Consider the following 22,185-nt stretch of genomic DNA (forward strand, 5'->3'; position numbering starts at 1 on the left):
ACCCTGCATCATTATATCATGTGAACTTATAATGAAAGGCACGCAGTAATCCAAAAACGTCATAAACTTTCCATTATATTTGTGATTGAAATCACTTCAACTTTCTCTCTTCTTCTTTATGCTAGAAATAGAGTAACGAATGGAGGAATGATTCATATGTCTACACTTTTTACGAAAACATCTATTGTTGGTGAAGTAGTTTCCATCTTCCCACAAGCAAGTGATTTGTTCAAAAAACATCGCATCGATTTTTGTTGTGGTGGGGATAAAACAATCGAAGTAGCAACAGAAGCAAAAGAAATTTCAGCTGACGAACTGTTAAAAACATTAAATAATCAATACACTTTGTATATATCGGAACACCATAAAGATACAAACTGGAATGAAGTTTCATTCACAACGTTAATAGATCATATTATTCAAAAGCATCATCGCTATATTCAAGAAGAATTACCACAACTGAGCCCATATGTAACAAAAGTATTTCGCGTGCATGGCCAAACAGGACCGCATTTAAGTGACGTACACCGACTGTTTCATGAATTAAAGCTCGAACTTGAACAACATATAATTAAAGAAGAAACTCTCGTATTCCCACTTATCAAACAATACGAAGAAAATCCAACTCAAGAAAACCTAGTTTTAGCAATCGAAAAGCTTGAAGAATTAGAACAAGAGCATGACGGAGCTGGTGATCTAATAAAAGAACTACGAAGAATTACAAATGACTTTACTCCTCCAGAGCATGCTTGCCGCACATATCGCATGGTATATAATCGCTTAGAAGATTTCGAATCCGATTTATTCCAACATGTACACCTTGAAAACAATATTTTGTTCAAGCGACTACTTTCTTTAGCATAATAATAGATCCCTTCACATGAGGGGATCTATTTCTTTATTAAAAATCTTCTATACGATAACATATAAGATGGAACTTTCATCAGTGCGTCGGAACCTTCCCCCACTGACTATTAATCCTCATGTACCATGCTTTTACGGGTAGTTAATGCGAGGTATATAAAGTAATTAAAGTAATATTTCATACGAGAGGAGTTTATAAAAATGCGCTATGTGATTCTAACAGGTACTTCACAAGGATTAGGAGAAGCAATTGCAACACAGTTATTAGAGGACGACACTAAACTCATTTGTATTTCCAGAAGACAAAATGAAAAGCTTATGGAACAAGCAAAGCAAAAAAATATTTCTTTAACATTTCATTCAATCGATCTTCAAGATGTACATAACCTTGAAACTGCAATGGACACAATCTTTACATCAATTGAAAAAGAGACTGTTTCATCTATCCATTTAATTAATAATGCGGGTGTTCTGGCTCCAATGAAACCTATCGAAAAGTCAGAGAGTAATCTTTTAATTGCAAATGTGCAAATTAATTTAATTGCACCAATGCTTCTTACTTCTTCTTTTATGAAACATACGAAAGATTTGGAAGTAGAAAAACGTATTATTAACATTTCTTCTGGCGCTGGACAAAATCCATACTTTGGCTGGGGAGCTTATTGCACAACGAAAGCAGGCATCAATATGTTTACAAAGTGCATCGCTACAGAAGAAGCAGGAAAAGAATATCCCGTTAAAACCATTGCCTTTGCACCAGGCGTTGTAGATACAAACATGCAACAACAAATTCGCCAAACAGAAAAAGAAGATTTTACGAACTTAGATCGATTTATCGCTTTAAAAGAAGAAGGAAAATTACTTTCCCCTGAATATGTCGCAAAGGCCATTGTTCACCTTCTAGAAACAGAAGATTTTGAGCAAGGTGGAGTTATTCGTATTGATGAAAAATAGTTTCATCATAAAAGGCTCGCCAATAGGCGAGCCTTTTATGATTTTAAAAATATTAAAACAGATTCCATTATGAATTCATATCCTACTTCTTGATAAATTTTGTTAGACGTTGGATTTGCTAAATCCGTATATAATGTAGTCGTTTCATACCCTTCATTTAACATACGTTGACTCAGTGCAGCCACGCAATTAGAAGCGTACCCTTTCTTCCGTTCTTCTTTCGGTGTATATACAAAATTGACTGTAATATTACTCTTCGTCGGTCTTGTTATCGCAGCTACTGAAACCAGTCTCTCGTCTACTTCCCAACCAAATAAACGATTTGTACTGACTAATGTATTTGCAGTTTCTTTTGCTTTTTCTTCCGTAGTCGGCAATCCAACATCTTCACAAAATTGGTACACCCATTTTTCAATTAATGGTAATTCTCCGTTTCTTATTTGACGGAAGACACCATGATTATCCCATTTTTTCTTTACTTTTTTTAATTCATAAATCCCTTGATTCATACGGATAAAAACATTCTTTTGTTCTATCTGCGCGATTTCTTCAGCTAGTTGTGTTACAACTCTCTTTTCCCCGATTAATCCAGGTATATTGGGATACACCTTCACTAATTGTTTCGCTATTTCTTTTATGTCCTTCTCCGATACTTCAGATTTAGCAACGATCATTTTCTTTTTCTCAGTTTGAAGAAGTATGAGTACGCTGTTTTCATTCTGCTTTGCCGCTGCCATAAATAGTGGGCTTTCTACGGAGTGTAGCCCCCCTAATATTAAATTATTTTCTTGTTCGTTCCTTTCTAAAATAGGGACGATCTCATTCTTAAAATGAGAAATATCTTCATACACCTGTAATTGAACCATCAACATTCTCTTCCTTCTATTTATATTTTAATAGAATATTGGAGATTCATTCGCAAAATCCTTCTTTTACGATTCAATAATATTCAAGACTGCCATCATTACTTCTTTTTCACATTGCGTAATTCTTTGCTTCTCCATTTCAAATTTAACTTCTTCTTTCTTAATAAGCTCTCTCCTCTTTTGAATCATACGCATCATTTCCAGTTTACTTGGTCCTCCATACACATTCCTTTTTGCAATAAATGTTTCTGGCGATATAATGTCATTCCATTCTTTTTCTGAGAGTATGATATGAAAATTTTCTTGTAAATACATATTTACTTCTATCAGTTTTAATTCATGCAACTCTTTTTGTTGCTGCATAGACATTTTGGCAAGTTGACTTGCCGCATGGTGAGCACGCCGGAAAGGAATTTGATAATTTTTTGTTAACGCATCTGCAAAATCTGTTATTGTAATCGCATGTTTCAACGACCTAGCTCGTAAAACCTCATTTTCCACTTTCATTGTTCGAATCACTGCATTCATCATACAAAAAACACGAATTGCTTTTTCAATCCCCTTATATAAATGTGGCTGTAAATCATCTTCCGTATCAACAATATCTCCATACGGTGTATTACGAATCATTTGAAATGTAGTAAAAGCCTCTCCAAATGCGCTACTCGCAAGCGCACGAGCATGTTCAATTGATACAGGATTTCTTTTTTGTGGCATGATACTACTAATTTGCACATACGGATCTGCAACAGTAATTCCATTGTATTCTTTTGTCGCTAATAATAAGAAATCTTGAAGCCATCTACTATTGTTCGTCATCGTTACCATTAGCACCGCACTTGTCTCTAATAAGTAATCTGCACTTGCAATCGCATCATATGAGTTTTCTACCACGCTTGAAAATCCGAGCAAATTTGCAACCCTCTGTCTATTTATCGGAAAACTAGTAGTAGAAAGAGCAGCAGCCCCCAATGGCGATTGATTCACGAGATCATACGCTTTCCAAACTCGCACTAAGTCCCGATGCATCGTATCATAAATCGCTAACATATAATGCCCAAATGTTGTTGGTTGAGCAGGTTGTGTATGCGTGTATGCCGGCATAACGGTTTCCATATGTTCGTTTGCAACCTCTAGTATGCTTTCTTGCAAAAGTAGAAAATGCTCTATATAACGCAATATATACCGTCGTAAACTCATGCGATACATTGCGACTCCCATATCATTACGACTTCTACCAATATGCATATTACTTACTAGATCATCGTTCGCTTCTTTTACAATTAAATGTTCAATTAAAAAAAAGAGATCTTCATGTTCCTTCTTATACACGAATTGATCCTTTGGCATACGAGACACTTTTTCGAGCGCTGTTAAAATAATTTTCGCATCTTCTTTCTTCATTATTTTTTGTTCCATAAGCATGATAATATGAGCACGATGAATCATAAACATCTCTTGTAATAAATAATCTCGCTGAAATTGAAACACATGCTGCAATACACAATTTGCATAGGTTTCTCCAGGGAAATCAGCGCCTTCACTCTTTATAAATCCTTTCTTATCCTGTCGCATCACTCTTTCCCCTTTCGCCCAGTTATTTACTAACCATCATACCCTGAGCTTCTGAAAAGGTGCGTGTATAAAGTGAAACTTTAATTCGATGAACACAAATAAACCCGATGCCCCATGCATCAGGTTTATTTAATAATAGTTGCATCATATTTTTCACTTTGTAGCACCTGGAAATGTAAATTTCGCAGATGCTTACGAAGCTCTATACTATCATCTTCATCCAATTGATTTGCTAAAAACACAATTTCTGTGCAATTCCCAAATTTATCGGTAGCATAAACGGCTTTTGCTAACGTCCATGGTGTATACCCATTTTTTTGCCCAGCATGTTTGAATGACTTACGATACTTCTTTGCTTTCATATCCGTTTCGACAAGGTTTGCCCATTCTTCTTCTTCAGTTTTTGTAAATCCTGTTTTATGGTTCGCTTTTTCCAAAAGTACCATATAATCATTTGCGGATGCAGCTGGCAACTTATCCGACCATATTTTCTCATATTTTTCTTCTAAATATAGCGGAATCTCTTTTTGTAATAATGGTCCTTTTTCTTTTAATCGTTCATGTATTAAAATCGCATAACGACGGTATTCTTCTAAAGGCATTTCTTTTAGCGTTTTCTCTAACTTATCTTTCGGAATATGCAATTCTTTATGCAAATATCCCGGAATATATAGAGAAGAAACGATTGGAAATAATGGTTGATGTGAAGGAAGTGATAAGTTTTGTAAATTTTGATTAATATGATCTAGCCCAAGTCGATCCATTAAATATTCTGTATTTGCATTTGAACTAAACTTCACCATTCCCTTTGCAACTTCTTCTAATGGCACTGCATTTCCATCTATTTTATCCGTTCTTATTAAATACTTTTGCCAACGATCCTGCGCACCACCGTCTGCATTCGGAACATAATAGCGATTTACATCATCAATTGACACATAACTATTCGGGTCAATTCTCCCATCTACAACTTGTTTCGTAAATTCAAATGCGACAATTAACTTCATCGTGCTCGCAACTGGTAATACAACATTGGGATTTACAGAATAAACGACTTTATCATTTCGTTTTATAAGTAAGGCGCTGTTTTTTTCATCTTTATGTTCTTCCACATATGAGGCGATATATTGAGCATCATCATTACTAGAGCTCCAAACTTTTTTCACTAAAAAGTTACCGGATATAAGCACTATAAATACCCCAATGATTCCTGCACATATTATAACTTTTCTCAAGTGAATTCCCTCTCCTAATTTATATCTTTTATATACAGTTATACACAAAATAATAGAGACGATTATTTAAATAATCGTCTCTATTATTTTAACTTGTAATCTCTTATTATGTCTATGTCATAATTCGAACAAAGTTTTCAACAAATTTCTTATAATTTAATTTCCATCCAATTCTCACCCAATCTTTAAGAGCTTTTGCATCAGGTTGTGGCCGGAAATCAGCAATACTTTCCCCCATTGCACTCCCTTCTAAATCCACATCTACTTTCCGGTATACATATTCAATCATAGAAGGATTGACAACTGCCATCATCGTAACAACATCATGAATCGGACTACCTGATATTTTCGGATTTATTTTCTTATACGCCTTATAATAGTATTCAAAAATAGGCTCAATTAAATTACTGAATCCAGTTTTAGAATGTTTTTTTATATATTTTACCGTTTCCGGCGTAATCAGTGATTCACTTGTGACATTAAGCGGAATCAGCGTTACATTTTTCGCATGCTGCATGACGAGATTGGATGCAAGTGGATCTCCATGAAAATTTGCCTCTGCTACAGGTGTTACATTCCCTGGAATGAGGAAAGCGCCACCCATACAGTAATATTCTTTCACATTTTGCATGACGTCTTTTCCTAAAATAAATGCGGTTGCTAAGCTTGTTGATCGCCCAGCATCAACAATAATGACTTCTTTTTTATATCGCTCAATAATATCAAAGATTGTACAAAACGATTTAATATTTGGCTGAATTGTTTTCGGGGGGCGAATCGGCCCCAATCCTTCCGCTCCATGAATTTCAGGGTAATATGTTGTAAATTCACCTGATAACGGCATTTTTGCCCCATTAATGATAGGTATATCCTCTCTCCCTGCTAGTTGCATTAAATAAGCAGCATTGCTTGTTGCTTGTTCCTGTGTCACATTTCCATATCCAGTGACAATCCCAACAATCTCAATTTCAGGGTGTAACAATCCATACATAATCGCCAAAGAATCATCAATTCCAGGATCCCCTAAAAAAAGAACCTTTTTCATGATACTTTCCATCCTTTCACCCCTTATTACCAAAAGCATATTCTTTATCGTTTATACCATACACATGAAATATGAAATTTGCGCACTGACTTTTGAACAAACAATGAATTATACAAAAAAACAACCAATTCAAACTGTTTGTTCAAATTTCGTTCATTGTGATTCGATTCACAAAAATACATAATAAACTTGTAAATACATTTTATTATGTATAGGAGGAATTTATTATGTTTATTCATTTTTTACGTAGTAACACGAAAGCATTATTTATCCTTTTACCTCTCCGTTTATATTTAGGGTATGCTTGGCTAGCTGCTGGATTAGGGAAAATTTTTGGTCAACAATTTGACGCAAGCGGCTTTTTAAAAGGAGCAATCGCAAAGGCGGGTGGAGATCATCCAGCTGTACAAGGTTGGTGGGCTGATTTTCTACAACATGTCGCTCTTCCAAATGCTGATTTATTTAGCTTTTTTGTGCAATGGGGAGAAGTTTTAGTCGGATTAGGGCTTCTTTTAGGAGGATTAACAAAAACGGCTGCATTTTTCGGAATTATTATGAATACTGCTTTTCTTTTAAGTGGTACTATAAGTACAAACCCAAATATGATATTACTGTCTATCCTTATTTTAGTAGCAGGACATAATGCAGGGCGCATCGGTTTGGACGGATTTGTTTTCCAAAAACTTTTCAGTAAGAACAAAAATAATACTCCAACTTATCCTACACATAAATTCGCATCATAGATAAGTTCTATACATAAAAATAGAGCTCCTATTCCATTTATAGGAGCTCTATTTTTTATGGAAAATGTATGGGATGGAAGGATACCCCCATCCCATACATTCTATTAAATATCACCAATTGACATGCATTTATATTTTCACATTGTTTTTTGACGTTAACAAGCTGCCTGTTACATACGCAATGCAAGCAAAACAAATCGGCAGCACGACTGTATGTATACCAAACGGATTTGGAAAACATAGGTGAACAATCATATAAGAACCGACACCAACAAGAATAGACGCAAGCGCCCCGTATGCATTCCCCTTTTTCCAATATAGCCCTAAAACAATTGGCCAAATAAAAGCGGCCTCTAAACCACCAAAGGAAAATAAATTTAACCAAATTAAAAAATCTGGCGGTTTAATAGCTGCTGCATACACGAGTAAACCAACGATCCCAGTAATCCACAAACTTCCTTTTTTGATAGCGGCATCAGTTGCTTTCTCATTGACATAGTTCACATATATATCTTTAATAATCGATGAACTCACAAGTAATAAAAGTGAATTTACAGTCGACATAATAGCCGCCATTGGGGCCGCCAAAAAGATTCCAGCAAGCCAAGGTGGCAACACTTCCATTGCAAGAAGTGGCATTACTTTGTCCGGCACTGTTACACCAGGAAGTACCACACGGGCAAACACACCTGTTAAATGCATACCAATCATAATGGTCCCGACAACAATTGTTCCGATAATTAAAGCTTGGTGCATCGCTTTTGAATTTTTATAAGACATCGCACGCACACTAATTTGGGGTAAGCCGACAACACCAACCCCAATTAATATCCAAAATGATGTTACATATGTTTTCGTTAAACTCCCATCGGCTCCAAATGGAGTAATTAAATTAGGATTAATTTGAACGAGTTCTTGCATAATCTTTTCAATTCCGCCACCAGCAATCACCGTTGCAATTAAAATAATTGTCGTACCCGCTAACATAATAATGCCGAGCAATGTATCAGATAAAGCGACTGCACGGAATCCACCAATTAAAACATATATAAGTACAGAAAAGGTAAAAAGAAATAAAGACGTTGTATACGAAAGACCTGTTAACGATTCAATTAACCTTCCGCCACCAACCCACTGGGCAACTGTCGCTGAAAATAAAAAGATAATAATACATAATGCCGAAAGAATGACTACCGCTTTATGATTGTACCTTCCTTTTAAGTAATCAATAAGCGTAATTGCTTCCATCTTTCTTGCAATAATTGCAAACTTTTTACCAATTACCGTCAAGACGATGTAACCCGTTACAACCTGGATTGCTGATAGCAATACCCATCCAAGCCCCATATTATATGCAATTCCAGGTCCACCAATAAAACTGCTCGCACTACCGTACGTAGCAATCATCGTCATAGCTAATAATAGACCGCCTAACTCACGTCCTCCAAGAAAGTATTCTTGCAAAAATTTATTCTGAGCCGTTGCTTGTACACGTCTTGATGCATATACACCAATTAAAAATACAACGATAAAAGAAATTATCATTGGAATTATTACGTACCAATTCATTTATCATTCCTCACTTTTTTCTTCCTCATCGAGCGAAATATCTTGAAATGCAAAACGCACAATTAAAATAAGTAGAATAACTACTACTACAAAACCCACTATACAACTATAAAAAAACCATGCCGGAAAGCCTAATACATATGTATATTCACTTGGATCTTTACTACCAAGCCCATAAGCAAACCCATACCATATGATAAAATTAATAACAGCAAGTCCAAGACCTATCAACGCTTCTTTATGAGCAACTCGAAAGCGTGGATCATCATGATAATCCTTCATTTTCTCCCTCCTCTCACGAGGTATAATTGTAACATTCTTCTTCTAGTTTTTCCTACTAGAAAAGAAAAACTAGAAGGATTTTTTAAAAAGATATAGAATTCAGCTTCATATTACATATTTTTTACAATTGTAACATAAATGAAATTTGAATTTTTAATCTTCTTTATTTATGATTTAAATTAGAGGTCTTTCACCTAGTTTCTTTACAACTCTATGTCAAAAATAAGCGCCGTTCCATACTGCGTTTATATTATATTTTCAAGGGGGTTATACAATGAGTCAACTAGCTGTAAATCTTCATGAAAAAGTAGAGAAGTTTCTTCAAGGAACAAAAAAATTATATGTGAATGGAGCGTTCATTGAAAGCGCTTCCGGAAAGACGTTTAAAACTCCTAACCCAGCAACTGGTGAAACACTCGCAATTGTTTCGGAAGCTGGTCGCGAAGATATTCATAAGGCTGTAGTAGCTGCTAGAGTTGCATTTGATGAAGGTCCTTGGTCTCGTATGAGCGCTGCTGAGCGAAGCCGCCTTATGTACAAGCTTGCTGACTTAATGGAGGAGCATAAAGAAGAACTAGCACAACTTGAAACATTAGATAACGGAAAACCAATCCGTGAAACGTCAGCAGCAGATATTCCGCTTGCCATTGAACATATGCGTTATTATGCTGGCTGGGCTACAAAGATCATTGGTCAAACAATCCCAGTATCTGGTGAATATTTTAACTACACGCGCCACGAAGCAGTTGGTGTCGTTGGACAGATTATTCCATGGAACTTCCCGCTCCTTATGGCGATGTGGAAAATGGGAGCTGCACTTGCAACTGGCTGTACAATTGTTTTAAAACCAGCAGAACAAACACCCCTTTCCGCATTATACTTAGCTGAATTATTTGAAGAAGCTGGATTCCCAAAAGGTGTTGTCAACATCGTACCAGGATTCGGTGAAACAGCTGGACAAGCTCTTGTCAATCACCCTCTCATCGATAAAATTGCATTTACCGGTTCCACTCCTGTCGGCAAACACATTATGAGACAAGCCTCTGAAACACTGAAACGAGTTACATTAGAACTTGGTGGTAAATCACCCAATATTATTTTGCCAGATGCTGATTTATCTCGTGCAATCCCAGGTGTACTTTCTGGTGTTATGTTTAACCAAGGACAAGTGTGCTCCGCAGGATCCCGTTTATTTATTCCAAAGAAAATGTATGACAATGTTATGGCCGATCTTGTGCTATATTCGAAAAAATTAACACAAGGTGCAGGTTTAGATCCACAAACTACAATTGGACCTCTTGTTTCTGAAGAACAACAAAAACGCGTTTTAGGATATATTGAAAAAGGTATTGAAGAAGGCGCAGAAGTCCTTTGTGGCGGAAATAATCCATTTGACCAAGGTTATTTCGTATCTCCAACCGTCTTCGCCGACGTAAATGACGAAATGACAATTGCCAAAGAAGAAATTTTTGGTCCTGTCATCTCTGCCTTACCGTTTAATGATTTAGACGAAGTAATTGAACGTGCCAATAAATCAAATTACGGTCTTGCCGCTGGTGTATGGACAGAAAACGTAAAAAATGCACATTACATTGCAAGCAAAGTTCGTGCTGGTACAGTATGGGTAAACTGTTATAACGTATTTGATGCTGCTTCTCCATTTGGTGGATTTAAACAATCCGGCCTTGGACGTGAAATGGGATCGTATGCTTTAAATAACTATACTGAAGTAAAAAGCGTTTGGGTAAACTTAAACTAAGGAAAAGAGCCTGACTTTATAAAGTCAGGCTCTTTTCCTTTAAACTTGTAATCCACCACTCACATTTAATACCTCGCCTGTAATATAAGACGCATACTCTGACGCTAAAAAGGCTGCTGCATTTGCAATATCTTGTGGCGTCCCTATTCTTCCAACTGGAATTGCTCCAACCATCTTCTCTTTCACTTTATCCGGTATTGTTTTTGTCATATCCGTATCCATAAACCCTGGACAAATGGCATTACAAGTAATACCAAACCCACCTACTTCTTTTGCTGCCGTTTTTGTTAATCCGATAACTCCTGCTTTCGTTGCAGCATAATTTGCTTGTCCAATATTCCCTTCCCTGCTAATGGAAGAAATATTGATGATACGACCGAATTGTTGCTGTCTCATATAAAGAAGTGCCGGTTGCATACAATAAAACACCCCTGTTAAATTCACCTGCATAACTTGCTCCCAAGCTGATTTCTCCATTTTATGTAACATCGCATCTCTTGTAATTCCAGCGTTATTAACTAAAATATGTATCCCGCCAAATGTTTGAACCGCATATTCAATTAATGACTTTGCTTCATTTTGGCTACTTACATCACATGCGTATACACTTACCTCATACCCTTGATCTGAAAATTCTCTTGTTGTTTCTTTTAATTTCTCCTCATTCACATCACTGATTAACACCTTTGCCCCTAACTTTGCAAAAGTGCGAGCAATCTCCTTACCTATCCCTTGTGCAGCACCTGTTATAACCGCTGTTCTCCCATTTAAAAACTCCATGATTTTCCCCCATTTCTATCGCTTATACTGTATATTTCGGCTTTTCCTTTTCTAAATCCTTTTTGTATAAAAAAGTCTATTTGTGTCAAACTAAACTTGCAACATAAGCATAAACACAAGGAGATTGTGTCGAATGAACAAAAAGCATTTAAAGAGAAACAAAGCCTCTGATGGCATTGATGTCGAATTCTCTCGTGAATTTGCTGACCACGATGACTTAGAGGCAAACGCACGTGCAGATGCCGCCGATGCACGCCAAAAACGCCAATCAACAAAAAAATAAGGTACGATTGATTACCTTATTCTTTTCAATTGGGTCCTACTATCCACAAAAATAAACCGAGATTATTTCTCGGTTTATTTTCTGTATTTTTTTATATAATGTGCAAAAGTAAGGAGTGGAAATATATGATGGTAACTATGGTAGCGAATGTAAAATCCATTTGCTAACGCTGTACCTGTAGGGTATTCTTGATGCTTAGTCGAATGTTTCAATAAATAAGAAATCCCTTTTCGAATGGTTGGTGTTTCTGAATCATAACAAGCAATAAGCGCATCGAGTGCCCATGCTGTTTGTGACGGTGTACTAAACGGTAACGAAATAAATTTCTTTTCTACACTACTCCTGCAAGACTCCCCCCACCCTCCATCGCTATGTTGAATACTCTCTAACCATGTAGCTGCTTTTTGTAGAGCTATATGATTAGATGGAACACCTACAGCACGTAACCCTGTGAGGGCCGCCCAAGTACCATATATGTAACACACACCCCATTTCCCATGCCAAGACCCGTTCTTCTCCTGCGTATAAATTAACCAACGAATCGCTCGATCTTTTTGGTCACCTTGTAACTCATTTGGAGCATATGTTCCAAAAAACTCCAACACTCTACCTGTAATGTCTACCGTAGACGGATCCGTAATCATGTCCCCTGAGTTATCAAGAGGTAAATGTGTTAAAACTTTACTTGTTACACCTTTTTCAAAAGCTGCCCATCCCCCATCACTATTTTGTAATCCCTTTACCCATTCAATTCCTTTTCTCCAAGCACTTTCTACTTTAGGATTTCCTTGCCTACTTCCTGCTAATGCTCTAAGTACAGCTGTCGTATCATCGACATCTGGGATTGTCGTATTCACATCTGAAAATCCCCATCCTCCAGCATCAAGCGTTGGAGCATGCACACTCCAGTCTTTTTTCTCTTTATGTTGTTTTTGCAATAAATAATTGATTGCTTTTTGAATCATTTCGTTATCATGTGGTACACGCGCTTCTTGCAATGAATAGCTTAGTAAAGCGGTATCCCACACTGTAGATGGTGAATTTTGAAGGTGCGCCCCTCTATCCATATTCCATACATAAGTTTTCAATCCTAATACTGCATTTGAAATAAGCGGTGACTGAATAGAATGCCCGAGTGCGAGGAGCGCATAAATCATGTAAAAGGTTGCACTCGCATAACTGTATAATGTTCCATTTGTATCAATCCGTTCAATCATAAAACGCTCTGCTGCTTTATCTCCTTTATAATGCAACGATAACGGATATGATAAAAATTTCGTCACATCTCTAAGCAACGTTTGAAACAGCGGCGAACGTTCTTCACGAAACCACTGCTCTTTACTCCCACCTGAAATATAATCTAAATTCGGAAGCATTTTTTTTGAAACGGTAAATCGTTTATTCATACAAAGCATCATTGGAATGAGATGAATGCGTGCGGAACTACTTAGCTCAAATATACTAAGCGGGGAATCCTCAGATAAAAATAATATAGGTGTTGGAAAGTGAAATAAGGGAGGGTATTCATATCCTCCATGAAGAGCTAATAAAAACTTCGTCATAAAGTGAGCCTTTGTAATCCCGCCCTGCTTACGAATAAATACTTCCGCACGCTTCATATTTATATCTTCTTTCTTATACATTTTAGAGACAAGTAAAGCGGCATATGCCTGAATAGTAGCCGATAAATTACCATCAGGCTCATCTTCATAAAGCTTCCACGTTCCTTCATTTGTTTGCAGAGCTGCCAATCTTGCAACAAATGGCTCTATCTCTTGATCCTGACCTAATAATGTAAGTAAAAAAATCATATGACAATCTGTTAACAGTGAGCCTTCAAAGCAAAAACGCCACGTTCCATCTTGTTGTTGCATCGCTTGTAGTGCAGCCATTTTCTCCTTAACTTCTTCATGCACTTTTTCATATAATAACACCCTTTTCACCTACCCTTTTAAATCCGTATATGATATTCCATTCACACGCAATTATATGTAAAATAAATAAAAGCAGAACATGTAAATACACATTCTGCTCATAAACAATATCCAATTCCAACAACAATTCCTAAAATAGCCCCGACAACCACTTGATACGGTGTGTGTCCAACAAGCTCATTCAGCTTTTTATATTCGGTTTGTCTACCATGAAAAAAATCATTTAAAATCTTTGCCTGTTTACTTACCGCAAGTCTCACTCCTGAAGCATCGTACATGACAATGATGGCAAAAATGGCTGCAACAGCAAACACGGCACTTGTAATTCCTTCTACCACTCCAACACCTGTTGCTAATGCAGTAACCGTTGAAGAATGAGAGCTTGGCATTCCTCCAGAAGCAAAAAATTGCGCGAAATCAAATTCTCTCGCCTTGACTAATTTAAAAATGACTTTCGTTAATTGCGCCAAAAACCAAGCGAGTACAGCTGCCATAAGTGGATCGTTATGTAAAATTGTTTCCATATTTCCAGCCCCCTACTTGCAGTAATGGAAATTCTATACTTATAAGTATAAAGAAAAAAGCGTAGAAAATACTACGCTTTAGGATACTTTTGCTGATTTATTTTTCAAAAACTTCGGCTGCTTCCGTAGTAAAAACTTTGTTTTTGCCATTGAAAACACAAATAACGCAACCCAAATAAAGAAAAATGCAACCATATGAGTTGATGTAAAATGTTCATGAAAAATAAATACACCTAAAATAAGGTTAATGGTCGGCGAAATGTATTGTAAAAAGCCAATCATATATAAAGGGATCAATTGCGCTCCTTTTGCAAAATAAAAGAGCGGCACAGCAGTAACAATACCTGCTCCCATTAAAAGTAAAGTTGAAACAGGCGAAATCGATCCAAATGAACCAAATCCATGCTCACCATTCATAAACAAGTAAATAACCGCAAGCGGCGCTACAATCATTGTTTCCATCGTAAGACCAATCATTGCATCATAGTTTAATAATTTTTTCGTTAATCCATACAATGCAAAAGTCAATGCAAGTGACAGCGAAATCCATGGAATCGTTCCATATCGGAATGTTAAAATGATAACGCCAATTCCAGCCAATCCTACCGCAACATACTGCCAAAAATTCAACTTCTCTTTTAATACAATTGTCCCAAGTAAAATGCTCACAAGTGGATTAATATAATATCCTAGGCTGGCTTCGATAATATGATTGTGATTCACAGCCCATATGTACACGAACCAGTTTCCGCTAATTAAAATAGAAGCGATTGTTAATGAGATGAATAATTTAGGACGTTTAAAAAGACTCAACAATTCTCCCACAAATTTCCCAAACCGCTTTGATATCCCTAAAATAAACAACATAAAAACAAAAGCCCAAACAATGCGATGTGCTAATATTTCTTCTGCAGGAACCTCTTCAACCCATTTCCAATAAATAGGTAGAACGCCCCACATCATATAAGCCCCAGCTGCGTATAAAATCCCCTTCTGTTGCAGTGCTTTTTGACTCTCCATCTTCCCTTTTTCTCCTCTTCTCTTTTTTCTCTTCATTATACGTTGTCATAAGGTTACTTTACTAATGTTACCTCTTATAACTTTTTCGACATTTCTCTCATTTCAATTTCTTCATATCAACCAGAGTAAACCTAGTGTAACAGCAACAAGCACTGGGATACCAAAAACAAATTTACTTTTATGCGTTTTATGATGAAATACATACATCCCAATCCATGCACCAACAGCTCCTCCAGCTGCCGCAGCTAAAAACAATGTACTTTCTGGCGTTCGCCATTTCTTCTTCTTCGCTTTTTGTTTATCTAGCCCCATAAGACTAAATGCGATAATATTAATCATACTAAAATAAATCCACTTCATTTCTTTCTCTCCCTAAAAAAATTCCCTTTATTGTAACACGAAAAAACCATGCAGGCTAACCTGCATGGTCATTCATACTTCTGTTTCTGTTTCTGCCTGCTCTTCATTTTCAGCTATACATTGTTGCTCTTTTGTTTCCGCCGAAATCATCGCATGATAAATCTCTGGATATAATCCAAATATTTGATACACACTTCCTAAAAATGGCATCTGAACCCCTCTTTTCAAAAATAGTATGGACATAATTAAGGGTTCCCTATCTTCATTTTATACATTCGTTTTTGTGTCTTGTTCCTCATCTTGAACATGTAATATATGTTGCCATTTTTTATAAGGCGCACTATTTGGATCCACATAACCGTTCGCATGCGAACGGTCCCATAGTTGTTTTACAAACAACTCTGCTTCTTTCTTTGCTACCATTTCAGCACCAGTTCCATAATAATTTTGGAAATAAACTAAAATTTCATCAAGAAGTAGCCGTAACAATTCATCTGATGTTTCTTCAAGCGTCGGATCGTACTTTGCTTCCCGGTCATACATTAAAATAACATCTAAAATATTATGGACATATTCCTTTCTAAGCCATCTTACATCTTGTGCACCTAACACAAAAGCTTGTGTATACAAATGTCCGCCTTGAAGCATTGCTTTTTCTTGTTCTTCTTCAAAACGAGATAAAATATTTTCATAAATAAACGGATTATGAAGCAATGCACGGTGTAATTTATAACTTTCACTTGAAATATTTTTCCCCATTGACTGAATTAAAAAACTACGTCCTACACCGTTATATTGATAAACAAATTGACCATCGACAGCGACAAGACTAATCCACCGATACATATATGCATAAAGAAGTGCTCGATTACACTTATCATAATCTAACTTTGTTTGCGTCGCATTTAAGTCCGGCATAAAGGCTGGTAAGTGCCAATATTTATCTAAATGCGGTGTTAAATTCGATTTTTTAATATTTAATTTATTCACGCGGCGATAATACGACTGAAAATAATCACCTTTATCATGCATAAAACCATTTGCAATATGCCCAGAAGACAACTTAGGAAAATCTTGCAACGATAATCCATAGTGCGCTCGATAACAAATTACCTCAAATGGCGAAAATGCTTCGTTCACCGTATCCTTCTCTTGAAACATTTCTTGCAATAGTTCCTCCTGCAATTCTTGTTTTAGCGATGGATGTACACCCCAATATTGTAGTTCTCGATGATGCGCTACTTTCGGAATAAATGGACTTGCTAAATGAAAAAGATCCTCAATTTTTTCTTTCACATATTCGTTGCGATCACGTTTTTTAAAGTCAGCTTCTTTGCGTAAAGCTTCAATAATATTGAGTTCTAGTTTGTCACGATATCGCATCTGAAGTTCAGCATAGCAATACGTTAAAATATGCTCTCGATAAAAATCTTCTACCTTCTTCGATTGGCTTTCTTCTGCTTGTGCATCACGGCAATATTCCCCGTACAAACTCATATAAATCTCCGCTGATATATCTTTTGGGAGTACACCTAAATTTAAATGTTGCTGCATATCTTGCCAAATTTTTTCTTGTAATTTTTCATCTGCTAACACATATACATTTGTCGGATTTGTTTTCCCCTCAAATTCTTTACTCCGCTTTTGAATTTCAAATAGTAAGTTTTCACGCGTCTCCTGTAAGTTATCAAAGAATCTTTCCCAATGTTGAATCATTTTGTTTACAGCCTGATATAGTGATTGATAAACAAGTTCAAGTAACATTTCTTTACGATATTCATTCAACTTATGCACATATTGCGTGACGATATCTTCAAATTCTTTTCGGAATGTACGTTGCTGATTATAAAACAACTTCCCAAACCACCCTTGTTGCTGCGCCAATTCCACGCGCCGTACTGCGGTTACTGTACCATCGATATTGCTGACATTAAATTTCTTATCGTAGTTTTGAATTAAATTACGTTTTTGTTCATTATTCTCATGTAATCGATTCATCTTCTCTATTAATTGCTTACGAATCTCATACAACATAAAACGAGCGGCCACCGGATGAACAGCTTCCGTTTTCTTTAAAAACCATGTATTTAGTTGGTACGACTGTCCCTCTGAACCACTTGGTGTATAGCGGTCTGATTCAATCATGTCATATAAAAGTGTCGTCACATGCTCATGCACACGGCTTGGTATCGCATAGGCATACAACCGAACAGCGTGATCAACTCTTGCCACTTCCCCCTTCATTTGCTCCATTATTTTCAGTTTTGTGGCATATATTTTACATTCATGCTGTAACCTATTTAACTCTTCATCCTTTTGTACCGTACGCTGTACATAACTTTCAACCGCTTCTAAAAACAACTTTGATTTCGCAACGCCAACCTTCCCGCCTTCTGCCCCTTCACGTGTTTCATTGTACATTTGTCGATAGAAAATATGTGCTTGTTCTGGACGAGTAGCAAGATGCTCTAAATCTTCTAAATAGCTCTTGCCTCGCTCTGGCTTCTCACGCTGCATACCGCGGCGAACATCTTGTTCATACCGCTGTTTTTTCTCTTGAAATAGTTGATCTAAATGTAGCCATGATTCATCTAACCCTTGCACAGCCCATTTCAAAGCACAATACTTTAGCACATGTTCATATGGATAAATGAGCTTTGCAGTTCCAGCACCACAATAACGTGCTTTTCCATTTGATTCTGCTAACTGCTGAATTTGATTATCTTCTTGTGCAAAATGACTTGTTGACATCGGACTAAATAGCTGTAAATAAATCGTATTTGTCATTTGTTCCATGTAGTCTGATAGATTGTGTAAATGATGACCGTGTAAATTTTCATAATCATATAAGAAACAATAATTATATGGTAAATGATGTTCTTTAATTGTATGATTCGTTCTTCCGTCTTCATCCACTTGATCTGGGCGATACTCTAGCTCAATTGTTACACCGCCCCGCTTTGATAATTCACCTGTTGAACCCAGTGTAATCGCATGTAGTTCTTTTAATGATGCATAACCATTTGCCTGCACAGTTTCAAATTCTTTCGCACTAACGGTTCGTGTCTTAACAAGTGCATCCGGCATTAAAAACGCACCACGTATTAAAATGTTATGATGCTGCAATTTTTTCCGAAGCATTTCACGTAAATACAACGCAATTTGCAAGAACATCCCTGAACCAGTACCACCAGCTAATGATGTAACAATAATAACGCGAACACCATACTCTGTTTGATCACTTGTAACAGGAAAAATCTTTTCAATTTCTTGCCAAAAAGCAGTCAATTTATCTTCTTGCATCGCTGCCCGAAGAGCTAAACGTGAAATCACACGAAGCTGACCAGCTCCTTCTGTTAACGGTTTATCCAGAATGGTCGGGTCCATTGGAAACCATTCTGGAATCGTTGGATCTCCCGCGATATATTCCCTGGGCGTTTTACTGGAGCTCGTTTGTGTCTTGAACTTACGAATATGCTCAAATTTACTTAACGTATTCACATCTGTATCAAACACATGCATCGCTACCTTTTTACGTCGTTCCTCTGGTAACTTCTCATATATTTGATGAGTAACAGTACTACCAATCCCGCCAAGGCCAATTAAAATTGTAGGAACTTGTAATGTCATGTGAGTCACCTTCCTATTTGTGAAATTCCTATTTAAATATAGAATAAGAACCGAGCTGGTCGAAGCACAGTAGCCAAGAGGACACAGAATGTAGCTGACACTACATGAGTACCGGACTGACGATGCAACGACGAAATGTGAAAGCTATCTTTACCGGACTTTTTGAACTTCCTATTAAAATATACGTTCAAAAAGGAGGATAAAGAGAGCCGAGCAGTTCGAGGCGCAATAGCCAGGAGGACACAGAATGTAGCTAACACTACATGAATACCGGACTAGCGATGCAACGACGAAATACAAAAGCTATCTTTACCGGACTTTTTGAACTTCTCATTAAAATATACGTTCAAAAAGGAGGATAAAGAGAGCCGAGCAGTTCGAGGCGCAGTAGCCAGGAGGATACGGAGTATAGCTGCCACTACATGAGTACCGGACTGGCGATGCAACGACGAAATGCGAAAGCTATCTTTACCGGACTTTTTGAACTTCCTATTAAAATATACGTTCAAAAAGGAGGATAAAGTGGGCCGAGCAGTTCGAGGCGCAGTAGCCAGGAGGATACGGAGTGTAGCTGACACTACATGAGTATCGGACTGGCGATGCAACGACGAAATGCGAAAGCTATCTTTACCGGACTTTTTGAACTTCCTATCATTCACATTCGTATCGATAGATTTCCTTTCCATACTCCCGATCAATCAATACAACCTCATTCGGATATAACGTCTTATGCTCATTTCCAGCCTCTCCCTCTGTTATAAACATACCATCAATAACCATGCCGATTACTTGTGATTCCTTTGCTATAAATATAGACTTTGAACCTTTTTTCGCTATAAAAGTTATCGATTGTATTGTCTTTCGTTCTGCACGAAATGGGATACCAAAATAATGTTTCCACCACTTATTTCTTAGTAATTCTGGTTCAGATTGATAGAGCCAATCCTTCGCTACTTCTTGATCCCATTCGTAGTACAACATCGCTTTCCGGTGAAACCTTGGCCGAATAATCCATCCTAAAATAAGAATCGCAACAAGCAAAAGTAGAAATGCAACTGGGATTACAAATTGAAAAATTAGCGCGTAACGCTCCCAAAATGGTGCACTGTGAATATAAAACGAAATGGTTTTTCTCACTTTTTGTAACCCTGAATCATTTATCGTGATGGTAGCTTCTACGGTGCCTGTATCTGTAAAATTGAATGTGTCGGAGTAGTAAGGACGAGGGTACACATAAATTTGATTGCCATGTTGCCGCAGTTCGTAGTTGATTGATTGATTGGATGTGACACCTGTAGATTGCAATAGTTTCTTTACTTCCGCTTCTGTCATCGGCTCATCATTTAGTAATGGCTGCAACACAAATGGTTTACTCTTTTCTAAACTCGTCACCTTTTCTTCATAATCTTTCGTGAGAACCTGTAGAGATAATTTCGCCTTTGGCACCGAATCAATTCGAAATTCCTTTGTCTGCCTGTAAAACCCTTTTATATTCATATGGACTTTCCCACGTACAGCTCGCTTTTCGACCTGTGTTTCATAATAGAATCGTTTTTTCTTATCATCCCATTTCATTGGATACAGTTTTCCATCTAGTTCTATCTCTGCCTGAAAATAAGAAGATTGAATAGGCAGCTCTGTCGGTTTTGCTTCAATCACCGCTTTTGTTCCCTCATACATTTCCCCAACATTTTTTTTCGCTTTATCTTCTTTATCATAAGTAGAGACAATATAATCAAGAGCTGGTTCAACAAGTACTTTTAACCCCTCTTTCACAATATCTCTATCAATTTCTAGCGTATATGTTCCTTGTTTCATCACTTCACCGTTCGTAGCACCAATATGTGTAATACCACCATATAACTTCGATTCTCCTGGCGCCTGAATCGAAAAGGAAGATTGCACTGCTAATGGTTTAGAAAGTTTTTCAATTTGATATTGCGATGCATTAGAAGATTGCTGCACGAATGTCATTCTTTTTAATGGAAATGGCGTGGTAATCTCTAATTTATTTCCAGATACATTCGTTTTCACAGCAGATTCAACAGCAGAAAATGGATCTCGATTCGCCACTAAAGCCGCGGCCTTATTTACACTCTCAATAACTCCATCTTCCCCGCTCGTTGGCATGGTGATACCGTTTATTTCTTTCTTCCAAATTTCTTTGAATATATTCATCTGTTGTTGTTCTTGTGGTCCTAAATTGTCTTCCATCGTTATTAAAATTGGATGCAATGATATTTTTTTCGCTTCCATTTCTTTTTTAAATTGTCCTAGCTTCTGCGTAATTTGTTCTTTACCATCAGTCTTTTCTTTTTCTAATTCATTAAATGCCCCGTCAGTTAATACAATAAGCCAAAATTCACGTTTTCCATTTATATCTGCTTCCTTTTTAATAGATTGCATCGCTGTTTCTACAGCACGAAACGGTGTATTTAAATAGTTTTTCCACGCTCCAATTTGATTGATTTCTGTTTGCCTTTTTTCATTTGTTAGCATGACCTGTAATGCCTCAGTGGGACGACTCATTGGAATATATGAAAAACTATCTTTTTCATCCAATAATGCAACTAAACTTTGCAAAGCGTAATTGGCATATTTCCAGCGATCGTTATTTCTCATGCTGCCGGAATCATCATATACAAGTGAAACGACCCTTTCTTTTGCCTCCTCTCCTTTTGCCAAAGTTAAAAAAGGATTCAAACATAATGCTAGAAAAAAGATGAATGTGGCACAGATTCGAATCTTCATGATGAGGCTTC

At 37.0% G+C, this 22,185-nt stretch carries 19 protein-coding genes; 5 read left to right on the top strand and 14 right to left on the bottom strand.

The features are described 5' to 3' along the window. The first annotated feature begins 156 nt into the window (after positions 1–156). Positions 157–864, top strand: coding sequence for an iron-sulfur cluster repair di-iron protein (gene ric / locus CN373_RS09580; RefSeq protein WP_000105543.1), 708 nt, complete (start codon positions 157–159; stop codon positions 862–864). Positions 865–1,065: 201 nt separating this feature from the next. Beyond that, complete coding sequence (locus tag CN373_RS09585; protein WP_098359175.1) at positions 1,066–1,818, top strand: (S)-benzoin forming benzil reductase; 753 nt, start codon at positions 1,066–1,068, stop codon at positions 1,816–1,818. 35 nt (positions 1,819–1,853) lie between these two features. On the opposite strand, the gene CN373_RS09590 is transcribed toward CN373_RS09585, so the two are convergent. The 4 genes from CN373_RS09590 to CN373_RS09605 all read right to left on the bottom strand — a co-directional run bounded on the left by CN373_RS09590 (position 1,854) and on the right by CN373_RS09605 (position 6,539). Further along, a complete protein-coding gene (locus tag CN373_RS09590; protein ID WP_000250420.1) occupies positions 1,854–2,684 on the bottom strand; it encodes a GNAT family N-acetyltransferase in 831 nt (276 codons plus the stop codon). Between the two features lie 66 nt (positions 2,685–2,750). Further along, positions 2,751–4,259, bottom strand: coding sequence for an argininosuccinate lyase (gene argH / locus CN373_RS09595; protein WP_098359176.1), 1,509 nt, complete (start codon positions 4,257–4,259; stop codon positions 2,751–2,753). 125 nt (positions 4,260–4,384) lie between these two features. Then, positions 4,385–5,494 (bottom strand): serine hydrolase, encoded by a 1,110-nt coding sequence (locus CN373_RS09600; RefSeq protein WP_098359177.1) that lies wholly within the window; start codon positions 5,492–5,494, stop codon positions 4,385–4,387. Positions 5,495–5,606: 112 nt separating this feature from the next. After that, positions 5,607–6,539: a nucleoside hydrolase gene (locus tag CN373_RS09605; protein ID WP_098359227.1), complete on the bottom strand. Its 933-nt coding sequence runs from the start codon at positions 6,537–6,539 to the stop codon at positions 5,607–5,609. A gap of 227 nt (positions 6,540–6,766) precedes the next feature. Here CN373_RS09605 and CN373_RS09610 point away from each other — a divergent pair, with 227 nt between their 5' ends. Beyond that, positions 6,767–7,282: a DoxX family membrane protein gene (locus CN373_RS09610; protein ID WP_000469853.1), complete on the top strand. Its 516-nt coding sequence runs from the start codon at positions 6,767–6,769 to the stop codon at positions 7,280–7,282. 129 nt (positions 7,283–7,411) lie between these two features. Here CN373_RS09610 and panF read toward each other — a convergent pair whose 3' ends face one another. Both panF and CN373_RS09620 read right to left on the bottom strand, forming a co-directional pair. After that, on the bottom strand, positions 7,412–8,851 hold the full coding sequence (gene panF / locus CN373_RS09615; protein WP_001104849.1) for a sodium/pantothenate symporter: 1,440 nt from the start codon (positions 8,849–8,851) through the stop codon (positions 7,412–7,414). Between the two features lie 3 nt (positions 8,852–8,854). Continuing rightward, the gene (locus tag CN373_RS09620; protein WP_000656246.1) at positions 8,855–9,133 is read right to left on the bottom strand and encodes a YhdT family protein; all 279 of its coding nucleotides are present in this window, start codon (positions 9,131–9,133) and stop codon (positions 8,855–8,857) included. 274 nt (positions 9,134–9,407) lie between these two features. Between CN373_RS09620 and dhaS the strand changes: the two genes are divergently transcribed. Then, a complete protein-coding gene (dhaS, locus tag CN373_RS09625; RefSeq protein ID WP_098359178.1) occupies positions 9,408–10,892 on the top strand; it encodes an aldehyde dehydrogenase DhaS in 1,485 nt (494 codons plus the stop codon). Positions 10,893–10,931: 39 nt separating this feature from the next. Here dhaS and fabG read toward each other — a convergent pair whose 3' ends face one another. Next, entirely contained in the window at positions 10,932–11,672 is a 741-nt protein-coding gene (gene fabG / locus CN373_RS09630; RefSeq protein ID WP_000395048.1) for a 3-oxoacyl-ACP reductase FabG, read from the bottom strand. A gap of 133 nt (positions 11,673–11,805) precedes the next feature. Between fabG and CN373_RS09635 the strand changes: the two genes are divergently transcribed. Further along, complete coding sequence (locus CN373_RS09635) at positions 11,806–11,955, top strand: YfhD family protein (protein WP_113745325.1); 150 nt, start codon at positions 11,806–11,808, stop codon at positions 11,953–11,955. Between the two features lie 74 nt (positions 11,956–12,029). Here the strand turns inward: CN373_RS09635 and CN373_RS09640 are convergent, their stop codons facing one another. The 7 genes from CN373_RS09640 to CN373_RS09670 all read right to left on the bottom strand — a co-directional run bounded on the left by CN373_RS09640 (position 12,030) and on the right by CN373_RS09670 (position 22,174). Then, complete coding sequence (locus tag CN373_RS09640; protein WP_098359179.1) at positions 12,030–13,889, bottom strand: terpene cyclase/mutase family protein; 1,860 nt, start codon at positions 13,887–13,889, stop codon at positions 12,030–12,032. 98 nt (positions 13,890–13,987) lie between these two features. Then, positions 13,988–14,413 carry a divergent PAP2 family protein gene (locus CN373_RS09645; protein WP_098359180.1) on the bottom strand — a complete coding sequence of 142 codons (426 nt, stop codon included), beginning with the start codon at positions 14,411–14,413 and terminating at the stop codon, positions 13,988–13,990. A gap of 78 nt (positions 14,414–14,491) precedes the next feature. Further along, on the bottom strand, positions 14,492–15,433 hold the full coding sequence (gene rarD, locus CN373_RS09650) for an EamA family transporter RarD (protein WP_098359181.1): 942 nt from the start codon (positions 15,431–15,433) through the stop codon (positions 14,492–14,494). Between the two features lie 111 nt (positions 15,434–15,544). Then, entirely contained in the window at positions 15,545–15,793 is a 249-nt protein-coding gene (locus CN373_RS09655; protein WP_098359182.1) for a DUF1294 domain-containing protein, read from the bottom strand. A gap of 72 nt (positions 15,794–15,865) precedes the next feature. After that, the gene (locus tag CN373_RS09660; protein WP_098359183.1) at positions 15,866–16,003 is read right to left on the bottom strand and encodes a phosphonate ABC transporter permease; all 138 of its coding nucleotides are present in this window, start codon (positions 16,001–16,003) and stop codon (positions 15,866–15,868) included. Positions 16,004–16,060: 57 nt separating this feature from the next. Beyond that, positions 16,061–19,423, bottom strand: coding sequence for a tubulin-like doman-containing protein (locus CN373_RS09665; protein WP_098359184.1), 3,363 nt, complete (start codon positions 19,421–19,423; stop codon positions 16,061–16,063). Positions 19,424–20,074: 651 nt separating this feature from the next. Next, a complete protein-coding gene (locus CN373_RS09670; protein WP_000702050.1) occupies positions 20,075–22,174 on the bottom strand; it encodes a vWA domain-containing protein in 2,100 nt (699 codons plus the stop codon). Positions 22,175–22,185 lie beyond the last annotated feature (11 nt).

The sequence above is a fragment of the Bacillus cereus genome (assembly GCF_002561295.1).
GTDB classification, from domain to species: domain Bacteria; phylum Bacillota; class Bacilli; order Bacillales; family Bacillaceae_G; genus Bacillus_A; species Bacillus_A cereus_S.